21 protein-coding genes are annotated in these 22,911 nt (G+C 67.4%); 11 read left to right on the forward strand and 10 right to left on the reverse strand.

The genetic code is table 11. The features are described 5' to 3' along the window. Positions 1-3: 3 nt before the first annotated feature. A complete protein-coding gene (locus ACXAGF_RS01650; RefSeq protein WP_475013992.1) occupies positions 4-429 on the reverse strand; it encodes a VOC family protein in 426 nt (141 codons plus the stop codon). Positions 430-502: 73 nt separating this feature from the next. Then, positions 503-1,219, reverse strand: a complete 717-nt coding sequence (rph, locus tag ACXAGF_RS01655) for a ribonuclease PH (RefSeq protein WP_475013994.1) — start codon at positions 1,217-1,219, stop codon at positions 503-505. Positions 1,220-1,430: 211 nt separating this feature from the next. On the opposite strand from rph, the gene hrcA reads away from it, so the two are divergent. Beyond that, a complete protein-coding gene (hrcA, locus tag ACXAGF_RS01660; RefSeq protein ID WP_475013996.1) occupies positions 1,431-2,510 on the forward strand; it encodes a heat-inducible transcriptional repressor HrcA in 1,080 nt (359 codons plus the stop codon). A 242-nt stretch (positions 2,511-2,752) separates the two neighbouring features. Continuing rightward, the gene (gene grpE / locus ACXAGF_RS01665; RefSeq protein ID WP_475013997.1) at positions 2,753-3,376 is read left to right on the forward strand and encodes a nucleotide exchange factor GrpE; all 624 of its coding nucleotides are present in this window, start codon (positions 2,753-2,755) and stop codon (positions 3,374-3,376) included. 417 nt (positions 3,377-3,793) lie between these two features. Here grpE and ptsN read toward each other — a convergent pair whose 3' ends face one another. The 6 genes from ptsN to lptC all read right to left on the reverse strand — a co-directional run bounded on the left by ptsN (position 3,794) and on the right by lptC (position 9,192). Further along, entirely contained in the window at positions 3,794-4,258 is a 465-nt protein-coding gene (gene ptsN, locus ACXAGF_RS01670) for a PTS IIA-like nitrogen regulatory protein PtsN (RefSeq protein ID WP_475013998.1), read from the reverse strand. 76 nt (positions 4,259-4,334) lie between these two features. Beyond that, entirely contained in the window at positions 4,335-4,907 is a 573-nt protein-coding gene (hpf, locus tag ACXAGF_RS01675) for a ribosome hibernation-promoting factor, HPF/YfiA family (RefSeq protein ID WP_475014000.1), read from the reverse strand. 392 nt (positions 4,908-5,299) lie between these two features. Continuing rightward, on the reverse strand, positions 5,300-6,862 hold the full coding sequence (gene rpoN / locus ACXAGF_RS01680; protein ID WP_475014002.1) for an RNA polymerase factor sigma-54: 1,563 nt from the start codon (positions 6,860-6,862) through the stop codon (positions 5,300-5,302). A gap of 274 nt (positions 6,863-7,136) precedes the next feature. Further along, positions 7,137-7,919 (reverse strand): LPS export ABC transporter ATP-binding protein, encoded by a 783-nt coding sequence (gene lptB / locus ACXAGF_RS01685; RefSeq protein ID WP_475019188.1) that lies wholly within the window; start codon positions 7,917-7,919, stop codon positions 7,137-7,139. A gap of 33 nt (positions 7,920-7,952) precedes the next feature. Next, complete coding sequence (locus ACXAGF_RS01690; protein ID WP_475014004.1) at positions 7,953-8,516, reverse strand: LptA/OstA family protein; 564 nt, start codon at positions 8,514-8,516, stop codon at positions 7,953-7,955. 7 nt (positions 8,517-8,523) lie between these two features. After that, positions 8,524-9,192 carry an LPS export ABC transporter periplasmic protein LptC gene (lptC, locus tag ACXAGF_RS01695; RefSeq protein ID WP_475014005.1) on the reverse strand — a complete coding sequence of 223 codons (669 nt, stop codon included), beginning with the start codon at positions 9,190-9,192 and terminating at the stop codon, positions 8,524-8,526. 246 nt (positions 9,193-9,438) lie between these two features. On the opposite strand from lptC, the gene sppA reads away from it, so the two are divergent. From sppA to ACXAGF_RS01710, 3 genes are read left to right on the forward strand one after another with little or no spacing between them, the layout of a single operon-like run. After that, on the forward strand, positions 9,439-10,419 hold the full coding sequence (gene sppA / locus ACXAGF_RS01700) for a signal peptide peptidase SppA (protein ID WP_475014006.1): 981 nt from the start codon (positions 9,439-9,441) through the stop codon (positions 10,417-10,419). Then, entirely contained in the window at positions 10,416-10,718 is a 303-nt protein-coding gene (locus ACXAGF_RS01705) for an integration host factor subunit beta (protein ID WP_475014008.1), read from the forward strand. Before sppA ends, ACXAGF_RS01705 begins: the two co-directional genes overlap by 4 nt. A gap of 50 nt (positions 10,719-10,768) precedes the next feature. Continuing rightward, the gene (locus ACXAGF_RS01710) at positions 10,769-11,110 is read left to right on the forward strand and encodes a DUF1049 domain-containing protein (RefSeq protein WP_475014009.1); all 342 of its coding nucleotides are present in this window, start codon (positions 10,769-10,771) and stop codon (positions 11,108-11,110) included. Positions 11,111-11,144: 34 nt separating this feature from the next. Here ACXAGF_RS01710 and ACXAGF_RS01715 read toward each other — a convergent pair whose 3' ends face one another. Next, entirely contained in the window at positions 11,145-11,597 is a 453-nt protein-coding gene (locus tag ACXAGF_RS01715) for an SRPBCC family protein (RefSeq protein WP_475014011.1), read from the reverse strand. A 139-nt stretch (positions 11,598-11,736) separates the two neighbouring features. Here ACXAGF_RS01715 and ACXAGF_RS01720 point away from each other — a divergent pair, with 139 nt between their 5' ends. The 5 genes from ACXAGF_RS01720 (at position 11,737) to olsB (ending at position 17,577) form a co-directional block, all read left to right on the forward strand. Then, the gene (locus tag ACXAGF_RS01720) at positions 11,737-12,891 is read left to right on the forward strand and encodes an RsmD family RNA methyltransferase (protein ID WP_475014013.1); all 1,155 of its coding nucleotides are present in this window, start codon (positions 11,737-11,739) and stop codon (positions 12,889-12,891) included. Then, positions 12,888-13,751 carry a TrmH family RNA methyltransferase gene (locus ACXAGF_RS01725; protein WP_475014014.1) on the forward strand — a complete coding sequence of 288 codons (864 nt, stop codon included), beginning with the start codon at positions 12,888-12,890 and terminating at the stop codon, positions 13,749-13,751. The genes ACXAGF_RS01720 and ACXAGF_RS01725 overlap by 4 nt, the downstream gene beginning before the upstream one ends. Continuing rightward, on the forward strand, positions 13,748-14,245 hold the full coding sequence (lspA, locus tag ACXAGF_RS01730; protein ID WP_475014016.1) for a signal peptidase II: 498 nt from the start codon (positions 13,748-13,750) through the stop codon (positions 14,243-14,245). The genes ACXAGF_RS01725 and lspA overlap by 4 nt, the downstream gene beginning before the upstream one ends. 63 nt (positions 14,246-14,308) lie before the next feature. Continuing rightward, positions 14,309-16,579: a hybrid sensor histidine kinase/response regulator gene (locus ACXAGF_RS01735; protein WP_475014018.1), complete on the forward strand. Its 2,271-nt coding sequence runs from the start codon at positions 14,309-14,311 to the stop codon at positions 16,577-16,579. A gap of 119 nt (positions 16,580-16,698) precedes the next feature. Further along, positions 16,699-17,577: a l-ornithine N(alpha)-acyltransferase gene (gene olsB / locus ACXAGF_RS01740; RefSeq protein WP_475014020.1), complete on the forward strand. Its 879-nt coding sequence runs from the start codon at positions 16,699-16,701 to the stop codon at positions 17,575-17,577. 153 nt (positions 17,578-17,730) lie between these two features. Here olsB and ACXAGF_RS01745 read toward each other — a convergent pair whose 3' ends face one another. Further along, complete coding sequence (locus ACXAGF_RS01745) at positions 17,731-20,016, reverse strand: NADP-dependent malic enzyme (RefSeq protein ID WP_475014022.1); 2,286 nt, start codon at positions 20,014-20,016, stop codon at positions 17,731-17,733. 125 nt (positions 20,017-20,141) lie between these two features. Here ACXAGF_RS01745 and mutS point away from each other — a divergent pair, with 125 nt between their 5' ends. Continuing rightward, positions 20,142-22,880, forward strand: a complete 2,739-nt coding sequence (gene mutS / locus ACXAGF_RS01750; protein ID WP_475014023.1) for a DNA mismatch repair protein MutS — start codon at positions 20,142-20,144, stop codon at positions 22,878-22,880. Positions 22,881-22,911: the final 31 nt, after the last annotated feature.

Below are 22,911 nucleotides of genomic sequence, written 5' to 3' on the forward strand. Positions count from 1 at the left end.
CTGTCAGGTCAGGCCCCAGAGGCCGGGTTCGGCGCATTCGAGGCTGTTTCCGGCGGGGTCGCGGAAATAGATGGAGCGGGCTCCGGTCGGCCAGCGAAAATCGGCCTCGATGGCGATGCCTGCTTCTTTCAGCTTTTCCGCCCAGAAATCAAGATCGCTGGCGGCAACGCGGAAGCAGACGTGACCCGCACCGGTGGTGCCGTGCACCGGCACCGGCAACGCTTGCGGCGGCGGCGGCACGACGGTCTCCTTGGGGTTGAAGATCAGCAGCACGCCGGGCCCGCAGCGGTAGAACACGTGCCGGTCGGCGTGGCGGCTGATCTGCTCCAGCCCGAGCAGGCCGCCGTAGAAGGCCTCCGCCGCGTCGAGATCCTCGGCATAGAGGGCGGTCTCAAGCACCCCCTCTGGCGCCTTTTTTGTTTCGGCCATGCGCTTGCCCCCGTCGTCGTTCCGCTTGCGGCAAGGGTGCCCGAAGGGTGAACGGGGGGCAAGCCGCCCGGCGTCAGGCGATCGCCTGCTTCTGCAGTTCCACCAACTCGGCAATGCCGGCCTTGGCGAGCGCCATCAGGCTGGCGAACTCCTCTTCGGTGAACGGCTTGCCCTCCGCCGTGCCCTGGATCTCGACGATGCCGCCGCCGCCGGTGATGACGAAGTTGGCATCGGTCTCTGCCGCCGAGTCCTCGAGATAGTCGAGGTCGATCACCGACTGGCCGGCGAAGATGCCGCAGGAGACCGCGGCGACGTGGTCCTTCAGCACCTTCTCGACCTTGATCATGCCGCGCGTCTCCATCCACCTCAGGCAGTCGTGCAGCGCGATCCAGGCGCCGGTGATCGCGGCCGTGCGGGTGCCGCCGTCGGCCTGGATGACGTCGCAGTCGATGGAAATTTGGCGTTCGCCGAGCGCCGGCAGGTCGACGACAGCGCGCAGCGACCGGCCGATCAGCCGCTGGATCTCCTGGGTGCGCCCGCCCTGCTTGCCGGCGGCGGCCTCGCGCTTCATGCGCTCGCCGGTGGCGCGCGGCAGCATGCCGTACTCCGCCGTCACCCAGCCCTTGCCGCTGTTACGCAGCCATGGCGGCGTCTTTTCCTCGAGGCTGGCCGTGCACAGCACGTGGGTGTCGCCGAACTTGACGAGGCAGGAGCCTTCCGCGTGCTTGGAGAAATTGCGCGCGAAGGAAACCTTGCGCATCTGGTCGGTCTTTCTGCCTGACGGCCGCATCGCGTACTCCTGTGTCTTGCCATTGCCAGCGACGGTTCTAGACGAGATCGAAGGGCGAGGAAATCGCCGAATGGCGCGATTGCCGGGGAAATGATCGGCCTGACCGGCGCCTGGGCACGCCGCATTTGCACTTGTGCGGCGCACGGCGCCCTCACTATATTCAGGAAAGGACGACGAAAGCCCTGCGACGACAGCAAAGCATCCGACAGGCATGGTGTTGAGAAGCCCCCAAGAGACAGACATCCACAAGGCGCTGGACGAGCGCTCCGGCGAGATCTTCCGCCGGATCGTCCAGGGCTACCTCGATCACGGCGAACCGCTCGGCTCGCGCAACCTGTCGCGTATCCTGCCGATGTCGCTGTCGCCCGCCTCGGTGCGCAACGTCATGAGCGACCTGGAGGCGCTGGGCCTGATCTACTCGCCGCATGTCAGCGCCGGCCGGCTGCCGACCCAGCTCGGACTGCGCTTCTTCGTCGACGCCTTCATGCAGGTCGGCGATCTGTCCGCGGAGGACCGCGCCTCGATCGATCGCCACGTGCATCGGCCGACGCACGGCCAGACCGTCGAGGCGATGATGAATGAGGCCAGCCGGATGCTGTCGGGCATGTCGCGCGGCGCCGGCCTCGTCATCACCAGCAAGAGCGATGCTGTGCTCAAGCATGTCGAGTTCATCCGGCTGGAGCCGACCAAGGCATTGGTGGTGCTGGTCGGCGAGCACGACCAGGTCGAGAACCGGATCATCGACCTGCCGGCGGGGACGACCAGCTCGCAGCTGGCCGAAGCGGCGAACTTCCTCAACGCCCATCTCGGCGGCAGCACCATCCACGAGGCCCGGATGCAGATCGAGCGGTTGCGCGGCGAGGTGCGGCGCGAACTCGACCAGCTGTCGCAGGATCTGGTCGAGCGCGGGCTGGCGGTCTGGTCCGGCGGCACCGAGGAGGCCAAGCCGACCCGGCTGATCGTGCGCGGCCGTGCCAACCTGCTGGAGGGGCTTGCCGGCGCGGAGGACGTCGACCGGTTGCGGATGCTGTTCGACGACCTGGAGAAGAAGGACAGCCTGATCGAGCTCTTGAGCCTTGCCGAGGCCGGCCCCGGCGTACGCATCTTCATCGGCTCGGAAAACAAGCTGTTTTCCCTGTCCGGCTCGTCACTGATCGTGGCCCCCTACCGCGACAGCGACGATCGGATCGTCGGCGCGGTCGGGGTGATCGGGCCGACGCGGCTGAACTATTCGCGGATCGTGCCGATGGTGGACTACACCGCGCAACTGATGTCGCAGCTGTCGCGCTGACCCGGACGGGCCTGATTTCAGCGCGTTTGCCGAACAAGCCTTGATTTTTTCGGCCCGAAGCTCGATATCCGCCTCAACTCCCGCTCCCGTCCGCTGACCGTCAAGGCCGTGCGGACGGCTGGGAAGCGACCAAGAGCGCCCACCGCCCGCCGGGACGGGCCGGGTCGCTCTGGCCGTTCAACCTGTGCATGCCCGGCGGCAGAGCCTGCGGCATGTGCGCGACTCTCAATCCGGAGAAGCCCATGACCGACGATACCAGCAAACACGGACCCGAAGCCGCAAACGACGAGGCCGAGATCGCCGCTGTGTCGACCGACAGCAGCGAAACCGAGGCCCAGCCGCAGGCCGAGGCCGACCCGCTGGCGCTGCTGCAGGCCGAGAACGCCGACCTGCGCGACAAGTACCTGCGCCTGGCGGCGGAGATGGACAACCTGCGCCGCCGCACCGAACGCGACGTCAAGGATGCAAAGACCTATTCCGTCGCCAGCTTCGCCCGCGACATGCTGGCCGTGTCGGACAACCTGCGCCGCGGCCTCGATGCCATCCCGGCTGAAGCCAGGTCGGCTGGCGAAGCCGGCCTGCTGGCGCTGATCGAAGGCGTCGAGATGACCGAACGCGCCATGCTGTCGGCGCTCGAGCGCCATGGCGTTCGCAAGCTGGAGCCGGTTGGCGAGAAGTTCGATCCGAACTTCCACCAGGCGATGTTCGAGGTGCCCAATCCCGAAATCCCGAACGGCACCGTCGTCCAGGTCGTGCAGGACGGCTACAAGATCGGCGACCGCGTACTGCGCCCGGCCATGGTCGGCGTCTCGAAGGGCGGCCCCAAGGCTTCGACCAACGGCGACAAGGCCGAGCCGCAGGCCTGAACCCGAGCGAAACCAACCGTCAAGCCCTGACCCGGTGCGCCGAACGGCCGCCGGGTTTTTTGCTCCCGCCTGAAGGGGCGCTGGCGCCTGTGGTCGATTTCAGATGCCGGCGGGCGAGGTCGGCGTCCGGCATAGCGGAGATGGGCTGTTTTCCGGTGACGGCTTTTATCCGCTGCAGCCCCCGGCGCGGGCCTCGCCCGCAAACGAGGTCGCGCAACCTATCGGGCTGTCGGCTCGTCGTTTCGAATGAAATCGGAGGAGATCCGGAAAACGGGGGAAACGCGCCGGGCCAGACGGCGCGCCCGGGTTCCCTTTCGGAACCGAGGGCAATTCGGCGGGGCAGGCGCCAACCGCGGCACGAAAGGCCGAGACCTGCGGTCGCGGCGATCGTTCGCCGGACGGCTGGCTGCCGCCGCCTCAGGCGGCGTTGGACGCGTGCTCCTCGCTCAGGCAGGCGTAGATTGCCGTGGCCGAGTCCGAGGCGCGCAGTTTCGCTACCATGGCGGGATCGCGCAGCACCCGGGCGATGCGCGAAAGCGCCTTGAGGTGGTCGGCGCCTGCGCCCTCGGGCGCGAGGAGCAGGAAGACCAGATCGACCGGCTGGTCGTCCAGGGCCTCGAAGTCCACCGGCGATTCAAGTCGGGCGAAGAGGCCGGTGATCTCGGTCAGATCCTTCAGTTTTCCATGCGGAATGGCGATCCCGTTACCGACCCCCGTCGAGCCAAGCCGCTCGCGCTGGAGGATCACATCGAAAATCTCGCGTTCCGGAAGTCCGGTGACCTTTGCCGCTTTAATCGCCAGTTCCTGAAGCAGTTGCTTCTTTGAATTGGCCTTCATAGCCGGAATAATCGCACTCTGCTGCAGCAAACCTGCCAATGCCATGCTTCTGTCCTCGTGAGCCGCAGTGAAAGGATTGAAGCGGGATGCGCCGAGCCCCTGGGCGCATCCCCCCGCCACCTTAGCCTTTGATACTGGCTGCATCTATCCAGCCAATATTTCCGTCGTTACGTCGATAGACGATGTTGATCTGCTCCAGCCCCGGGCTGCGAAAAAGGAAGACCGGCTCGTCCGTCATGTCGAGCGCCATCACGGCGCTGGCGACGGACATGGTCCGGAGCTTCTTCGTGCTTTCCGCGACAATGGTCGGAGCAAAGTCTGCCGGGAGTTCATCCGCGTCGTCGGGAACCGAGTCCATGACCGTGTACGCGACTTCCGCATAGGCCTGGCCATTCCCGCCGCGATAGTCCTTCAGCTTGCGCTTGTAGCGCCGGAGGCGCTTCTCGATCCGCTCAAAGGCCGCGTCAAAGGCAATGATCGGGTCGTTGGCTTCTCCGTTGGCTTGCAGGACGGCGCCCGTGTCGAGGTGGACCTTGCAGTCTGCGCTGAACCTTGGTCCGGACTTTTCCACGGTGACCTGGCTCGAATACCCTCCATCGAAATACTTGGCGACCACGCCTTCGATCTGATCTTCAATTTTCAGACGAAACGCATCGCCGATTTCCATATGTTTGCCGGATACACGCACACTCATGGAGTTGCCTCTCTCGTTGTGATTTGCGCGTGACAGTCTATTCCAACCGATCCCGTCATCCAAGCACTTCGCGCGAGCGGCGCCCCTTTGCGAACTGTGCCGGGGAAAACGGGGATATCAAGAGAAGTCGGCAAGCCTTCCCCAAGGAATTGCGGCGGGCATCTAGCCCTTCCCGAGGGTGGAGTCAACAGGCCCATGTGTCGAAGTGATGCCGGAGCGGCAGCAATTGGTCCAAGGTCAAGCGGCTGAGACAGGCCCGTGCGGGCCGCGCGTCTAGCCGGATCGGAGCGCCGGCATGCAGGGTGATCGGCGTGCTCGGCGCGGATGCGGTCGGTCCGAAAACATGCAGGACCAGCTCGTTAAGCGTAAGGAAATAAAGCGTTCTTTCGAGGTCAAGTCGCGGCGGCCTTGGCCAGCGCCCGCTTTTCGCGGCGGCGCTGGACGGAGGAGGGAATGTTCATCGCCTCGCGATACTTCGCGATCGTCCGCCGTGCGATGTCGACGCCCCCCTTCTTCAGGACGTCGACGATGTCGTCGTCGGACAGCACCGCCTCGGGCGTCTCCTGGGCGATCAGCGTGCGGATGCGGTGGCGCACCGACTCGGCCGAGTGGCTGTCGCCGCCCCCGGCCGCACCGATCGAGACGGTGAAGAAGTACTTCAGCTCGAACAGGCCCCGCGGTGTCAGCATATACTTGTTCGAGGTGACGCGGCTGACGGTTGATTCGTGCATCTTGATGGCGTCGGCGACGGTCTTCAGGTTGAGCGGGCGCAGATGGTCGACGCCGTGCAGCAGGAAGGCGTCCTGCTGGCGGACGATCTCGGTCGCCACCTTCGTGATGGTCCTAGCCCGCTGGTCGAGACTGCGGGTCAGCCAGTTGGCGTTCTGCAGGCACTCGTTCAGGAAGGCCTGGTCCTCGCTCGCCCGGTCGGTGCGGCGCGACACGGCAGCGTAGTAGTCGTTGTTGACCAGCACCCGCGGCAGGGTGTCGGCATTGAGTTCGATCAGCCAGCTTCCGTCCGGGGCCGCTTTGACGATGATGTCGGGCACGACGGACTCCGAGATGGCGGGCTGGAACCGTGTGCCGGGCTTGGGGTCCAGCTTGCGGATTTCCGCCAGCATGTCGATCAGGTCCTCCTCGTCGACGCCACACAGCTTCTTCAGCGTGGCGAAGTCGCGGCGGGCCAGGAGCTCGAGGTTGCCGACCAGCTCGGCCATGGCCGGATCGAAGCGGTCGAACGCGCGCAGCTGGATCGCCAGGCACTCGGCCAGCGAGCGGGCGAAGACGCCGGGCGGGTCGAACTGCTGCAGCGTGTCGAGCACGCGCTGCACCTCGGCAAGCGGCGTGCCGAGCTTGAGCGCCGTCTCGGCGAGAGGGGTCGACAGGTATCCGGCCTCGTCGAGCAGGTCGATCAAATGACCGGCGATGAGCCGGTCGCCCGGCGCGGCGAGCGAGAACGGCACCTGGGCGGTCAGGTGGTCGCGCAGCGTCGTCTGGCCGGCGACGAAGTCGTCGAGGTCGTAGCCCTCGCCGTCGCCGGCGCCGGGCATCGACTTCCATTGGCCGAGCAATTCGGGGGCGTCGGCGACGCGTGGACCGGCATCGTCGGGAAAGACGTTCTCGAGGCTGGAATCGAACGGCTCGGCCATCTCGCCGGCGCCGGCGGTCGCCGAATCGTAGAGGTCGCCGGAAGCCGCCTCTGCCGTGTCCTGGTCGTTCGTCGGGCGATCCTCGTTGACAGAGTAGTAGTCTGCCTCGGCCGGATGGCCGTCGTCGGCGCGGGCAGGCTCGTCGCTCGCGACGACCTCCAGCAGCGGGTTCTTCTCCACCTCGTTGCCGATGAACTGGATCAGTTCCAGGTGCGTCATCTGCAGCAACTGGATCGACTGCATCAGTTGCGGCGTCATCACCAGAGACTGGCTCTGCCGCAGATGAAGGCTGGCTGCTAGTGCCACGGGCGCTCGAACTCCCTTGCGCCGTCGCACGTCTGGGAGACGCGTCATCGACGCCGCAATCGTTGCTACGGTGCCTGGTGCCGCGCGCGGCCCATCCGGGATCGCAGTGCGGCGCCAGCATGAGGGCGGGGCGGAAGCTGCGCATTGCCGCTCCGTTTTCAGACTGGCCCAAAAATTGCTTTTTTGTCGGGTTTGGTCAAGCGGGCGCGCCCCGCCGTGGCGATTTTCGTCGCCGGCCCGGCGGTGGCCGCGCTGCAGGACGGCCGGATGCGGCTTAGAGGCTGAAATTGTCGCCGAGATAGAGGCGGCGCACGTCGGGATTGGCGACGATGTCGTTGGCGCGGCCGTGGGTCAGCACCTCGCCGGCGTGGATGATGTAGGCGCGATCGATCAGGCCCAGCGTCTCGCGGACATTGTGGTCGGTGATCAGCACGCCGATGCCGCGCGAGGTCAGGTGCCGGACCAGCGCCTGGATGTCGGAGACGGAGATCGGATCGACGCCGGCGAAAGGCTCGTCCAGCAGCATGAAGGTGGGGTCGGTCGCCAGCGCCCGGGCAATCTCGAGCCGCCGGCGCTCGCCGCCGGAGAGCGCAATTGCCGCCGACTTGCGCAGGTGCGAGATCGAAAATTCGGCAAGCAGGCTGTCGAGCTTGCGCTCGCGCCGCGCGCGGTCGCTGTCGTGCACCTCGAGCACGGCGCGGATGTTCTGTTCGACCGTCAGGCCGCGGAAGATCGACGCCTCCTGCGGCAGGTAGCCGACCCCGAGCCGGGCGCGGCGATACATCGGCATCGTCGTGACGTTGTTGCCGTTCAGCTCGATCGTCCCCTCGTCGACCGGCACCAGCCCGGTAATCATGTAGAAGCAGGTGGTCTTGCCGGCGCCGTTCGGCCCGAGCAGGCCCACGGCCTCGCCGCGGCGCACGACCAGCGATACGCCGTTGACCACCCGCCGGCCGCCATAGGTCTTGGTCAGGTTGCGGGCGATCAGCGTGCCTTCGTAGCGTGCGGCATCGACGCTGCGCGGCACCTCCGGCGCGGGCGTCTTCGCACGGGTCATGCGGGAAAGGGAGATCAGCGACACGGTCGTACGTCAGTTCGTGGTTCGGCGGGACTTCGGGTCGAGCTGGATCATGACCCGGCCGCCGCAGGCGTCGAGCTTGGCCTCGCCGGTCCGCATCAGCACGGTCAGCTGGCAGCCGACGAACACGTTCTTGCCTTCCGACAGCACCACCTTGTCGCCCTTCAGCACGAACACCTCGTCGACGAGGTTGAACGTGCCGGTGTCGGCCGTGGCCTGCTGTTGGCCCGACTGCAGCAGGACCTTCTCGGCGACCTCGATCCGCTCGATGTCGGCGTCGCCGCCGGAAATCGAGCCGCTGCCTTCGGCGGTGTAGTGCACGACCATGTTGCCGGCCTGCAGCGTCGTCGTCCCCTGGACGACCTTGACGTTGCCGCTGAATCGGGCGGTGTTCGACTGCTGCTGGATCTCCAGCTTGTCGCTCTGGATCTGGATCGGCTTGTCGTTCGACAGCTGAAGCCCCTTCAGCTGGCTCTGCGTTTCCTGCGCCCCCGCGGCCGTCGCAACCAGCGCGAAGCCGGCGACGAGAAGCGGGAGGATGGCATGTCTTTGCGCGGGTTCAGAAAATGCGGACATCGTGGCCCTACTTCTCTCTTTTGCGGATAGCGGCGGGATCGACATTGACAACGACGTCTCCCTCGAAGACGACGGTCCGCCCTTTATCCGTCATTCGCAGCGACTGCGCAACAATCGAAGCTTCCTTAGATTGTATGGTGACGGGTTGCTGGGTCGACATCCGGCCGCCATCGATGTCGAGATGCGCGTCGCGGAATGCGGCCTCGAGCCCGGTGTTCAGGCGGATCGTGAACGGCGCCGTCATGTCGAGGATGTTGCGGCCGCGGTCGTAGATGCCGGTGATCGCATCAACCTGCGCGATCAGCTTGTCGCTGACAGGCATCTTGGCGCGGATGTTCTCGAGCTGGATGATGTCGGGATTTTTCATGTCCTGAAGTGCCCGGTCGGCCTTCATCGAATAGCTGATGCCGTCGCGGTTGCGACCGGAAATGGCGGGGTTCTTCATCACCACCTTGCCGTCCTCGATCGTCGCGCTCTCGACCTCGAGTTCCTCTGGCAGGTAGGTGCTGACGATCGAGACGGCCGCAAAGACCAGCGCAATCACCAGGCCGGCGATCGGCAGCGCAATCTTGAGGAACCGCACGCGCGCGGAATGCCGGGCCGCGCGACGATATGCTTCCGTCGACTTGGCCGTCCGGTATGCGGCGGATTGCATATCAGCAGTCGTTGTCAGCATGTACCTAGTTCGATGTTAGCGGTTCCGTCGCGCGGGCCAGCAAATCAGCCGCCGCCGCCCAGGCCAGAAAACCGGTCCCCGCACAGTAACGGGCCCCATATGGAGATTATTCCCGGATGCGCAATGGGTAGCCAAAAATCAACGCGGATGATTTGCTATTTGTCCGGCTAATGCCATATCGATGAGGCACTTGGCAAATGGCAGATCGTCATTTGCCGTAAAACCAAGCCTACGGGGACCGCCGAAATGGATCAATCCGCCATCGCCGACCGGCGGCAATTGCGCCGCAAGCTGACCTTCTGGCGTGTCGCTGCCGTGCTTGTCGCAGCAATCGCCCTCGTTGCCGCCCTGGCCTCGCGCTGGCAGACGGCGTCGATCGAGGACCATGTCGCCCGCGTCTCGATCACCGGAATCGTCAAGGACGACCAGGAACTGCTGGAGCGGCTCGACCGTATCGCCAAGAGCGACCGCGCGAAGGCGCTGGTGGTGTCGATCACCTCCCCCGGCGGCACGACCTATGGCGGCGAGGTGGTCTTCAACGCGCTGCGCCGGGTGGCGGAGAAGAAGCCGGTGGTGGCCGATGTGCGCACGCTCGCCGCCTCCGCCGGCTACATGATCGCCGCCGCCGGCGACACGATCGTCGCCGGCGAGAGCTCGATCACCGGCTCGATCGGCGTGATCTTCCAGTACCCGCAATTGCAGGACCTGATGAACAAGGTCGGGGTCTCGCTCGAGGAGATCAAGTCGGCGCCGCTGAAGGCCGAGCCCTCGCCATTCCACCCGGCCAGCGAGGAGGCCAAGGCGATGATCCGCCGGATGGTGGACGACAGCTTCGCCTGGTTCGTCGACCTCGTGGCCGAGCGCCGCAAGCTGCCGCGCGAGGACGTGCTTCGACTCGCCGACGGCAGCATCTACACCGGCCGGCAGGCGCTGAAGGCGAAGCTGGTCGACAGGCTCGGCGGCGAAGCCGAGATTCGCGACTACCTCGCGAGCCGCAACTTGGACCGCGACCTGCCGATGATCGACTACGAACGGCAGCGCCGGTCCAGCCTGTTCGGTCTCGGTTTCGACGCCGCCGCCTGGCTGGAGGCGCTGACCGGGGCGGGGTTCGGCCCTGGCGACGCGCTTGAAAAACTCGGCGGCGAAAAGTTGTTCCTTGACGGTCTGGTCTCCGTTTGGCAGGCTGACACGATTGAAAAGACAAGTCTTTTGAGGGGGCAACAGTGATCAAGTCGGAATTGGTACAGATCGTCGCCGCTCGCAATCCGCACCTTTATCACCGCGATGTCGAGAACATTGTGAACGCCGTCCTGGACGAGATTTCCGACGCGCTCGCCGCCGGTAACCGGGTCGAGCTTCGCGGCTTCGGCGCCTTCTCGGTCAAGAACCGCCCCTCGCGCTCGGGCCGCAACCCGCGGACCGGCGATGCCGTGTTCGTCGAGGAGAAGTGGGTGCCGTTCTTCAAGACCGGCAAGGAACTGCGCGAGCGGCTGAACCCCAACCATGCGGACAACGACGCCGACTGAGGTCGGCGCGCCGCGGTCCATCAACCGGCCCGTTTGCGGGAGGCGGCACCATGCTCAGGAAGATCTTCAACATCGTCGTGCTCGCACCGGTCGGCATTGTCCTGATCGTGCTTTCCGTCGCCAATCGACAGCCGGTGCGACTCGCGCTCAATCCGTTCCGGCCGGAGGATTCCGTGCTGTCGACGACGGCGCCCTTTTTCGTCTACCTGTTCCTGGCGCTGATCCTCGGCATGGCGATCGGCGCGCTGGCGACCTGGTTCGGCCAGCACAAGTATCGCAAGCGGGCCCGCACCGAGGCGAGCGAGGCGGCCAGGTGGCACACCGAAGCCGACCGGCAGAAGGAGCGGGCGGAAACGCTGGCCGCGCAGTCGCTGCTGTCGGCCCCGAAATAGCATGCGGGGATAGCGCCCGATACGCGTCGAAAGCTCAGGCCGCCGCGCCCGCGTTCAACCGCTGGCCGAGGTCGTTGAAGAACTGGGCGGCGAGTTTCTTCGCCGTCGAATCGATCAGTCGCGAGCCGAGCTGGGCAAGCTTGCCGCCGATCTGCGCCTTGACCGTGTAGCGCAGGATCGTTTCGTTGCCATCCTCGGCAAGGTTGACGTCCGCCCCGCCCTTGGCGAAGCCGGCGATCCCGCCCTTGCCCTCGCCCGAGATGGTGTAGCTTGCCGGCGGGTTCAGATCGGACAGCGTCACCTCGCCGTTGAAGGTGGCCGAGACCGGGCCGATCTTGATCTTCACGGTGGCCTCGAGTTCGGTCGGTGACTTCATGGTCAGCGACTGGCAGCCGGGAATGCACGCTTTCAGCGTCTCGGGGTCGTTGAGCGCCGCCCAGACGGCTTCACGCGGGGCGGCAATGCGCTCTTCGCCGGACATGTCCATGGTGTCTCTCCTCCTCGACCTCTGGTCGATTTATCGCAGATCGGAAAGCGCTTTGCCAAGTGGGACAGGGGTGCTATTTGGTCACGCTTTCCCGCGGACCTGCGTCCGCTCTTTCCTGGAACCGAAGACGGACCGTGCCGTGAAGGACAAGAACCGCCGCCAGAAACGCAACCCCGCGATGGGCGCATCCCGCCCGGGCGAGCGGTCCGCGTCGGCGCCGCGCAAGGTGGCCGGAGGGCGATCGGAGCCCAAGGCCGTGGCAAAGCGCGCGGGCGGTCCGGCGAAGGCGGCGGAATTCGGCGAAGCGACCCCGGCAAGGGCGACGCGTGCAGGCGACCGGCCGGCCGAGCCGCAGCGCAAGCTGATCACGCGTAGCGGCGAGAAGCCGAAAGAGCGGGTGCCGGTGATCCTCGAAACCGCCGGCACGGACGACTACCGCCTGATCGACAGCGGCGCCGGTGAAAAGCTGGAGCAATACGGGTCCTACCGCATCGTCCGCCCGGAGGCCCAGGCGCTCTGGCCCCGCAGCCTGTCGGCGCATGTCTGGGAGGGAGCCGACGCCGTGTTCACCGGCGACACCGACGAGGACGGCATGGGGCGCTGGCGCTTTCCCGGCACCGCTCTCGGCGAGACCTGGCCGATGCGGCTGCTCGATACCGACTTCCACGGCCGCTTCACCGCCTTCCGTCACGTCGGCGTCTTTCCCGAGCAATTGGCGCACTGGAGCTGGATGAAGGCGCGCATCGAGGCGGCGAACCGGCCGCTGAGGGTGCTGAACCTGTTCGGCTACACCGGCGTCGCCTCGCTGGTTGCCGCCCGCGCCGGCGCCGAAGTGACCCACGTCGATGCCTCGAAGAAGGCGATCGGCTGGGCGCGTGAGAACCAGGCGCTCGGCCGCGGCGAGAAGCTGCCGATCCGCTGGATCTGCGAGGATGCGATGAAGTTCATCCTGCGCGAGGAGCGGCGCGGCAGCCGCTACGACCTCATCCTCGCCGATCCGCCGAAGTTCGGCCGCGGCCCGAACGGCGAGGTCTGGCAGTTGTTCGACAGCCTGCCGCTGATGCTGGACGTGTGCCGCGAGATCCTGTCGCCGGACGAGGCCGCGCTGGTGCTGACGGCCTATTCGATCCGGGCGAGCTTCTACTCGATCCACGAGCTGGTGCGCGAGACGATGCGCGGCCGCGGCGGGCTGGTGGAGTCGGGGGAACTCGTCATCCGCGAGGGCGGTACCGACGGCACGGCGCCGGGCCGGGCCCTCTCCACCTCCCTTTTCAGCAGATGGACGTCCGCATGAGCGAGCACCACCACCGCGATCACGGCCCCCACCGCGTCGGCCAGGTGAAGGAGGTGACCAGCCTCGCCAACCCGATCGTCAAGGACATCAAGGCGCTGGCGCAGAAGAAGGCGCGCGACGAGACGAAGTCGTTCATCGCCGAGGGGCTGAAACTCGTGATCGACGCGCTCGAGCTCGGCTGGACCATCCGCACGCTCGTCTATGCCAAGGCGGGCCGGGGCAAGCCGCAGGTGGAGCAGGTGGCGGCGCGGACCGTGGCCAAGGGCGGGCTGGTGCTGGAGGTCAGCGAAAAGGTGATGGCGGCGATCACCCGGCGCGACAATCCGCAGATGGTGGTTGGCGTGTTCGAGCAGCGCTATGCGGCGCTGAAGGATATCCGTCCCGGGCCGGGCGAAACCTATGTCGCGCTCGATCGGGTGCGCGATCCCGGCAATCTCGGCACGATCATCCGCACCGCCGACGCTGCCGGCGCCTCCGGGGTGATCCTCGTCGGCGAGACCACCGACCCGTTTTCGCTCGAGACCGTGCGCGCCACCATGGGCTCGGTCTTCGCCATGCCCGTCGCCAGGGCCTCCGTCGCCGATTTCCTGCGCTGGAAGAGAGAGGCGGGCGTCGCTGTCGTGGCCACCCACCTCGCCGGTGCGGTCGACTACCGCACGATCGACTATCGCAAGCGACCGGTGGTGCTGTTGATGGGCAACGAGCAGGCCGGGCTTCCCGAGGAACTGGCGCAGGCAGCCGACGCGCTGGCGCGCATCCCCCAGGTCGGCCGGGCCGACTCCCTCAATCTCGCGATCGCGACCGGGATCATGCTGTTCGAGTCACGCCGTCACCTGTTGTCGCTGGACACCCCGGCATGAGCAAGCGCATACCGTTTTTTTCCCGGCCGCTGTCGGTGGTCGTGTTCATCGTGCTTGCGGTGATTTTCGACCAGCTGATCAAATGGGCGGTGGAGGCTTACCTGCCGTTCCAGCAGCCGGTGTCCGTGGCCCCGATGCTGGCACTGTACCGCACCCACAATTTCGGCGTCGCCTTCTCGATGCTGTCGGGCATGGAGGGATGGTTCATCGTCGCGCTGCGGCTGGTTGTCGTCGCTTTCGTCAGCTGGCTCTGGCGGCAGACGCCGAAGGACCGGGGGCTGGCGCATGCGGGCTATGCGCTGATCATTGCCGGCGCCATCGGCAATCTCGTCGACCGGATGCTGTTCGGCTACGTCATCGACTACGTGCTGTTCTATACCGACAGCTGGTCGTTCGCCGTGTTCAACCTTGCCGACAGCTTCATCAGCATCGGCGCCGGTCTCATCCTGCTCGACGAGCTGCTGCAGCTACGGGCGCGCCACCACAAGGCCTGATCGTTAAAATCCGACCGGTCTGTTGAAGCGGATCTGAACGCTTGTCGTGCTATCTGCGCACGCATGAGCGAACCAGCGATGCTACAAAAGCGGCTCCGGACGGAATTCGCGGATGGGCCGGGCGAGGCCGGCCCGGGACCTCGCCGTCGCGACGACGGGGCCGGGGATGGCGCGCGCGCTCAGCCGAAGGCGGGCGCGCTTGCCGGTTACTCGGCCCGCTCCGAGCAGGCGCTGCTCACGGGTGCCATCGCCGGGCTTGCGCTGCTGTCGGCCGGGCTTGTGCTGGTCACCGGCGTGCTCATGGAGTTCTATATTGCCGCAATCACCCTGGGGGCGGCCGGGCTCGCCAGCGCGCTGCTGCTGCTGCGCAACGGCCAGGCGGCCGAGCAGCGGCACAAGGCCGAGCGCGACAACGACCGTGCCTGGGAGCAGGACGAGACGGCGGCGGTGGCAGCGGCAATCCACGACATCCTGCGCGACATCGTGCTGGTGCGCTCGCTCGATGGGCGTATCATCCGCGCCAATGGAGTCCTCAGCGACCTCACCGGCATTGCCGATCCGACCGGGCTCAGCAGCAAGGAGGTCGGCCTCGACTTTCACGCCCAGGCCCTGCCGCACCACTACGATGTGGAGATCGCCGCCCCGGGCGGACCGCGCATCTACGCCTGGCACGACATCACCACCCGGGATCCGGTGAGCGGCGAACTGGTGATCCACAGCATCGCCCGCGACGTCACCGAGGAGCGCAAGGCGGCCGAGGAGCGCGAGGAGGCCCGGCGCCGGGCCGAGCTTGCCAGCGAGGCGAAATCGCGGCTGCTTGCGACCGTCAGCCACGAGATCCGCACGCCGCTGTCGGGCATCCTCGGCATGTCGCACCTGATCGGCCAGACTCGGCTGACCGCCGAGCAGCGCAACTATCTCGCCGGCATCCGCCAGTCCGGGCATGCGCTCGTGCAACTGGTCGACGACCTGCTCGATATCTCCACCGTCGAGGCCGGGCGGTTCCAGCTGCGCCCGACCGAGGAGGCGGTGCGGCCGCTGTTCGAGGGCGTGGTCGAGATGCTCTCGCCACGGGCACACGAGAAGGGCATCGAGATCGGCTCCTATGTTGCCGCCGAGGTGCCGCCGGTGATGCTGTTCGACGCGCCGCGACTGCGCCAGGCGCTCTACAACGTGATCGGCAACGCGGTGAAATTCACCCAGGTCGGCGGGGTCCACCTCGAGGTCACCGCCGGACCGGGCCACCTCGTCGTCAAGGTCAGCGATTCCGGCCCGGGGATGACGCCGGAGGAGCAGGGGCGCGTGTTCGCCGCCTTCGAACAGGCGGGGGCGATGTCGCAGCGTCGGGAAGGCACCGGCCTCGGCCTGGCGATCTCGGCCCGCATCCTGCGCGAGGCCGGCGGCGGGCTGACCCTGGAGAGCGAGCCCGGGCGCGGCTCGACCTTCATCATCCGGATGCCGGCAACGCCGGTGGTCGCCGCCCCGGCCGGCCGCACCGGTCCGCTGCGCGGCTCCTCGGTGTTTCTCTACGCGCCCGACGGCCCGGCTGCGACGTCGCTCCGGCGCACGATCGAGACGCTCGGCGGTGTCTGCCGCCACGCCGGCACGGTGGCGGACGCGCTCGAGTTCGCGCAGGCGGCTTCGCTGCCGCTGCTGACCGACATCATCGTCGACAACCGGCTGTCCGCGGAGTTCCGGCGCGAGCTCGCCGGCCTGCCCGCCTTCGCCGACCGCCGTGTCCGCCGTGTCTATCTCGTCAACCCCGAGGAGCGCACCGGCCGCGCCATCGGCAACGGCGAGGGCTACGACGCCTGGCTCATCCGTCCCTTGCGCGAGCGTTCGCTGGTGGAGGTGCTGCGCGGCCGCATGAAGGGGATCGAGGTGCGCGACGCGATCAACGACAACCGGCCGGTGCTCAGCGAGCCGCCGGCGGAAGACGCAGCCGCAACGTCGGCCCGCGCCGGACGAATCCTGCTGGCCGAGGACGATCCGGTCAACGCCATGCTGGTCCGCTCGATGCTGGCAAAGGCCGGCTACGAGGTCAGGGTCGTCGCCGACTTTCCGGCGCTCGAGGCCGCGCTCGGCGAGGCTGGCGGCCGGCCGGGCCTTGTCATCACCGATCTTGGCATGCCGGGTGGCGACGGGCGCGAGGTGGTGAAGCGGCTCGGTGAGGAAAAGGCGCTGCCGGTGCTGGTGCTGACGGCCGAGGGGGGCGGGGCGCTGCACGGCGAACTGCTGGCCGCGGGCGCGGCCGCCGTCCTCGTCAAGCCGGCGGCGCCGCAGGCGCTGCTGGCGGAGGTCCGCCGTCTGATCGGTGCCGCCCGGCGGGCCTGACGCAAGCAGCGCCCGTCCTTGCCGGTTGGCAGCCGCAGGGCTATCCTCCGCCGAATGTCACCGTCCTGTTGCAGACTCGTGTTTAAAGACGCGCAGGAATTTTGAACGGGAAGCCGCCGATGACTGTCGAACTTGCAGATCAGGACCTGACGGCCGAGGCCGTCGCCTCGACGTGCCAGGTTCCCGCCCGTCCCGCCGGCGACGTGCTAGGCCGAATCGGCGCGCTGGAAACGCGGCTGGCGCGGACGAACTCGGAGATCGACGCCGCGCAGTCGGTGCGCTACCGCGTCTTTGTCGAGGAGATGAGCGCGCAGATCGCCCCCGATGCCATGCGACGCCGCCGCGACATCGATGCCTGGGACATGGTCTGTGACCACCTGCTGGTGCTCGACACGACGATCGAGGGCGATGCCGAGGAGCAGATCGTCGGCACCTATCGGCTGCTGCGCCAGGATGTGGCCAAGGGCTCGGGCGGTTTTTACTCGCAAGCGGAGTTCGACGTCGAGGCGCTGCTCGCCCGCCATCCTGACAAGCATTTCATGGAACTTGGCCGCTCCTGCGTACTGCCGCAGTACCGCACCAAGCGCACGGTGGAGCTGCTCTGGCAGGGGGCCTGGGCCTACGCGCTCAAGCATCGCGTCGACGCGATGTTCGGTTGCGGCTCGTTCGGCGGCGTCGTCCCCGAGGAGCATGCGCTCGCCCTGTCGTTCCTGTACCAGAACGTGGTTGCGGGCGGCGAATGGGCCGTGCGCGCCCACGACGACCAGTACCGCAACATGGACCTGATGCCGAGCGAGGCGGTCAATGCCCGCAAGGCGCTCGCCGCCATGCCGCCGCTGATCAAGGGCTACCTGCGCCTCGGCGCGATGATCGGCGACGGCGCCGTCGTCGACCACGCCTTCCGCACCACCGACGTGCTGATCGTCCTGCCGATCGGCAAGATCTCCGGCCGCTACATCAGCTACTACGGCGCCGACGCGGGTCGGTTCGCGAGCTGAGACACGGGACCAGGGCCGTCACGTCGGCAACATGGCAACCTGACGGTCGCGGCCGGTCATGCAAGGTCGGTAGCGGACGACCCCGCCCCGAGCCGGCGCATGCACACCGGCCCGGTCGAAGGCGCAACGTCGCTGGCCGGCAGGCCGGGGCGCTCAAACCCCTGCGTTGTAGGCCGCCAGGGCGGCCAGGTTGACGATGTCGCTGTCCTTGGCGCCCATCGTCACGATCTGCACGGACTTGTCGAGGCCGACGAGCAGCGGACCGATCACGGTCGAGCCGCCGAGTTCCTGCAGCATCTTCGTCGAGATCGAGGCGGAGTGGAAGGCGGGCATGACCAGCACGTTGCCGGGCCCGGACAGCCGGCAGAACGGATACTGCTCCATCATCCTCGGGTTCAACGCCACGTCGGCGGCCATTTCGCCGTCATACTCGAAGTCGACGCGGCGCTTGTCGAGGATCTTCACCGCCTCGCGCACCCGTTCCGAGCGTTCGCCGGTCGGGTGGCCGAAGGTGGAATAGGCGAGCATCGCCACGCGCGGCTCGTAGCCGAGGCGCCGCGCCAGGCCGGCGGCCTCTTCGGCGATGTCGGCCAGTTCCTCCGCCGAAGGCATGTCGTGGACCGCCGTGTCGGCCACCAGCACGGTGCGGCCGCGGCAGAGCGCCAGCGATACGCCGATCACCCGGTGGCCGGGCTTGGCGTCGATGCAGCGGCGCACGTCCGCCAGCGCGGTGGAGTAGTTGCGCGTCAGCCCCGTCACCATGGCGTCGGCGTCGCCCAGGGCGACCATGCAGGCGGCGAAGTTGTTGCGGTCGTTGTTGATGATGCGCTGGACGTCGCGATAGAGGTAGCCCTTCCGCTGCAGCCGGGCATAGAGAAAGTCGATATAGGCGTCGTTGCGCTTGGAGATCCGGGCGTTCGCCAGCTCGATCCCCGGCCGGTCGAGGTCGATGCCGGCCGTCGCAGCGACGCTGCGCATGCGGTCCTCGCGGCCGAGCAGGATGGCGGTGCCGAGCTGCTGGTTGGCGTAGGACAGGGCGGCGCGCATCATCTGCTCTTCCTCGCCCTCGGCGAAGACCACCCGCTTGGGGTGGCGGCGCACGCGGGCGTAGATGTTCTGCAGCGTCGAGGCGATCGGGTCGCGGCGCGCCTTCAGTTCCCGCGCATAGGCCTCGAGGTCGAGCAGCGGCCGGCGCGCGACGCCGGTGTCCATCGCCGCCTTCGCCACCGCGACCGGGATCGCCGAGATCAGGCGCGGGTCGAACGGCACTGGGATGATGTATTGCGGGCCGAAGCGCGGCCGGTTGCCCTGGTAGGCGGCGGCGACGTCGTCGGGCACGTCCTCCTTGGCGAGGTTGGCCAGCGCCTGGGCGGCGGCGATCTTCATCGCGTCGTTGATCGTGGTCGCCCGTACGTCGAGTGCGCCGCGGAAGATGTAGGGGAAGCCGAGGACGTTGTTGACCTGGTTGGGGTAGTCGGAGCGGCCGGTGGCGACGATCGCATCGTCACGGATGCGGGCGACCTCCTCCGGGGTGATCTCCGGGTCGGGATTGGCCATCGCGAAGATGATCGGCTGCGCCGCCATCGCGCGCACCATCTCCGGCGACAGCGCGCCCTTCGCCGACAGGCCGAAGAACACGTCGGCGCCCTCGACCGCCTCTTCGAGCGTGCGCCGGTCGGTCTTGACGGCATGGGCCGACTTCCACTGGTTCATGCCCTCTTCGCGGCCCTGGTAGATCACGCCCTTGGTGTCGCAGAGGGTGACGTTGTCGGGATTGAAGCCCATCGCCTTGATCAGCTCGATGCAGGCGATGGCGGCGGCGCCCGCGCCGTTGCAGACGAGCCGCGTCGTCTTGAAGTCGCGTCCGGTCAGCGCCAGCGCGTTGATCAGGCCGGCGGCGGCGATGATCGCCGTGCCGTGCTGGTCATCATGGAACACCGGGATGTCCATCAGCTCGCGCAGCCGCTGCTCGATGATGAAGCAGTCCGGCGCCTTGATGTCCTCGAGATTGATGCCGCCGAAGGAGGGGCCGAGGTAGCGCACGCAGTTGATGAATTCGTCGACGTTCTCGGTGTCGACCTCGAGGTCGATCGAATCGACGTCGGCGAAGCGCTTGAACAGGACGGACTTGCCTTCCATCACCGGCTTGGAGGCGAGCGCGCCGAGATTGCCGAGTCCGAGGATGGCGGTGCCGTTGGAGATGACCGCGACCATGTTGCCGCGGGTCGTGTAGTCATAGGCCCGCGACGGGTCGTCGGCGATCGCCTTGACCGGAACGGCCACCCCCGGTGAATAGGCGAGCGACAGGTCGCGCTGCGTCGCCATCGGCTTAGTCGGGGTGATCTCCAGCTTGCCAGGCCGGCCATGGGCGTGAAAGTCGAGCGCCTCCTGGTCGGTGACGCTTACAACCACCCGTTTCGTCTTGCCGGTCTCCGCCATCGGTCCCCCCACGCATCAGGTCAAGCTCCTGTGGGAAGCGCACCTTCGCGGCACCCTCAGGTGTTGTCTTCTATAGCGGCCCGCGGCTAGGGTGCCACTTCTTTTTTTGGATGAACAGTCTTTCCGTGAACGACCAGATCTTGCGCCCCAGCGACATTCTCACGACGGCCGAGCTTGCCAGCGGTGCGAGCCGCGCCTCGGCGACGCCGATGATGGAGCAGTACATCGAGATCAAGGCCAACAATCCGGAAAGCCTGCTGTTCTACCGCATGGGCGACTTCTACGAGCTGTTCTTCCAGGACGCCGTCGATGCCTCGCGCGCGCTCGGCATCACGCTGACGAAGCGGGGCCAGCACCTGGGGCAGGATATCCCCATGTGCGGCGTCCCCGTCCACGCCGCCGACGACTACCTGCAGAAGCTGATCGCCCTCGGCTTCCGGGTCGCCGTCTGCGAACAGGTCGAGGATCCCGCCGAGGCGAAGAAGCGCGGCTCGAAGTCGGTGGTGCGCCGCGACGTGGTGCGGCTCGTCACCCCGGGCACGCTCACGGAAGACAAGCTGCTGTCGCCGTCCGATGCCAACTATCTGATGACGCTGGCGCGCATCCGCGGCGGCGCCGAACCTTCGCTGGCGCTCGCCTGGATCGACATCTCCACCGGCGTCTTTCGCCTCGCCGAGACGACGCAGCAGCGGCTGCTGGCCGACGTCCTGCGCATCGAGCCGCGCGAGCTGATCGTGCCCGACACGCTGTTCCACGATCCGGAGTTCCGCTTCGTCGTCGATACCCTCGGCCGCGTCGTCGTTCCGCAGCCGTCGGTCCTGTTCGACAGCGCCACGGCGGAGGGGCGGATCGCGCGCTACTTCGACGTCGGCACGCTCGACGGCTTCGGCGCCTTTTCGCGCGCCGAGCTTGCGGCCGCTTCCGCCGCGATCGCCTATGTCGAGAAGACGCAGATCGCCGAGCGGCCGCCGCTTGGGCCGCCGGAGCGCGAGAACGCGGCCTCGACCCTGTTCATCGACCCGGCGACGCGGGCGAACCTGGAGCTGGTGCGGACGCTGTCGGGCGAAAAGAGCGGCACCTTGCTGAAGGCGATCGACCGGACGGTGACGAGTGGCGGGGCGCGCCTGCTCGCCGAGCGGCTGATGTCGCCGTTGACCGATCCGGAGCCGATCAACGCGCGGCTGGATTCGATCGCGGCGCTGGCCGACCGCCCCTCCTTTGCCTCCGACCTGCGCGACGGGCTCAAGCACGTGCCCGACATGCCGCGGGCGCTGTCGCGGCTGGCGCTCGGCCGTGGTGGCCCGCGCGATCTCGGGGCGCTGCTGCAGGGGTTGCGGGCCGCGGGCGCCGTCGCGGCGATGATGGCGGCGCAGCGGCTGGACGGCGAACTGGCGGCGGCCCTGGCCGACATCGCCGCGCTGCCGCCGGCGCTGGCGCAGCGGCTCGAGGCGATGCTGGCCGACGAACTGCCGCTGTTGAAGCGCGACGGCGGCTTTATCCGCGAGGGCGCGGACGCAGAGCTCGACGAGATGCGGGCACTGCGCGACCAGTCGCGCCGGGTGATCGCCGGGCTGCAGCTGCAATATGCCGAGGAGACCGGGGTCAAGTCGCTGAAGATCAAGCACAACAACGTGCTCGGCTACTTCATCGAGGTGTCGGCGGGCAACGCCGCGGCGCTGACCGAGACCGACGCGGCGAAGGCGCGCTTCATCCACCGCCAGACGATGGCCGGGGCGATGCGCTTCACCACCACCGCGCTGTCCGAGCTGGAGACGAAGATCGCCAACGCCGCCGACCGGGCGCTCGCGATCGAGCTGGCCGCCTTCGACGCCCTGACCGGGACGGTCGTGGCGCAGGCTGACGCGATCAAGGCGGCCGCGCGTGCGCTTTCGGTCGTCGACGTCTCGCAGGGACTGGCGATGCTGGCCGAGGAACAGGCCTACTGCCGGCCGGTGGTGGACCGGTCGAAGATGTTCGCCATCGCCGGCGGCCGCCATCCGGTGGTCGAGCAGGCGCTGCGCCGGCAGGCCGGCAATCCCTTCGTCGCCAACGCCTGCGACCTGTCGCCGGTCGGCGGGAAGGGGGACGGCGCGATCTGGCTCCTGACCGGGCCCAACATGGGCGGCAAGTCGACCTTTCTGCGCCAGAACGCGCTGATCGCGATCCTGGCGCAGATCGGCGCCTACGTGCCGGCAGACAGCGCCCATATCGGCATCGTCGATCGGCTGTTCTCGCGCGTCGGCGCCTCGGACGACCTGGCGCGCGGACGCTCCACCTTCATGGTCGAGATGGTGGAGACGGCAGCGATCCTCAACCAGGCGACCGAGCACTCGCTGGTGATCCTCGACGAAATCGGCCGCGGCACCGCGACCTTCGACGGGCTTTCGATCGCCTGGGCATCGGTGGAGCACCTGCACGAGGCCAACCGCTGCCGCGGCCTGTTCGCCACCCACTTCCACGAGCTGACGGTGCTCTCGGAAAAGCTCGGCCGCCTGTCCAATGCCACCATGCGGGTCAAGGAGTGGGACGGCGAGGTGATCTTCCTGCACGAGGTCGGTCCCGGCGCGGCCGACCGCTCCTACGGCATCCAGGTGGCGCGGCTCGCCGGGCTGCCGCCGTCCGTGGTGACGCGCGCCAAGGACGTGCTCGCCAAGCTCGAGGATGCCGACCGCAAGAACCCGGCGAGCCAGCTGATCGACGACCTGCCGCTGTTTCAGGTGGCGGTGCGGCGCGACGAGGCGGCAAAGAGCGCGGAAACGTCGAAGCTCGAGGAGATGCTGAAGGGGTTGAACCCGGACGACATGTCGCCGCGCGAGGCGCTCGAGGTGCTCTATGCGCTGAAGAAGGAAGCCGGCGGCCGCTAGCCTTGCGGCGACTGTCGCGGCGCGACAAAAA

It is taken from the genome of Mycoplana sp. ABR4_002, from assembly GCF_056159645.1.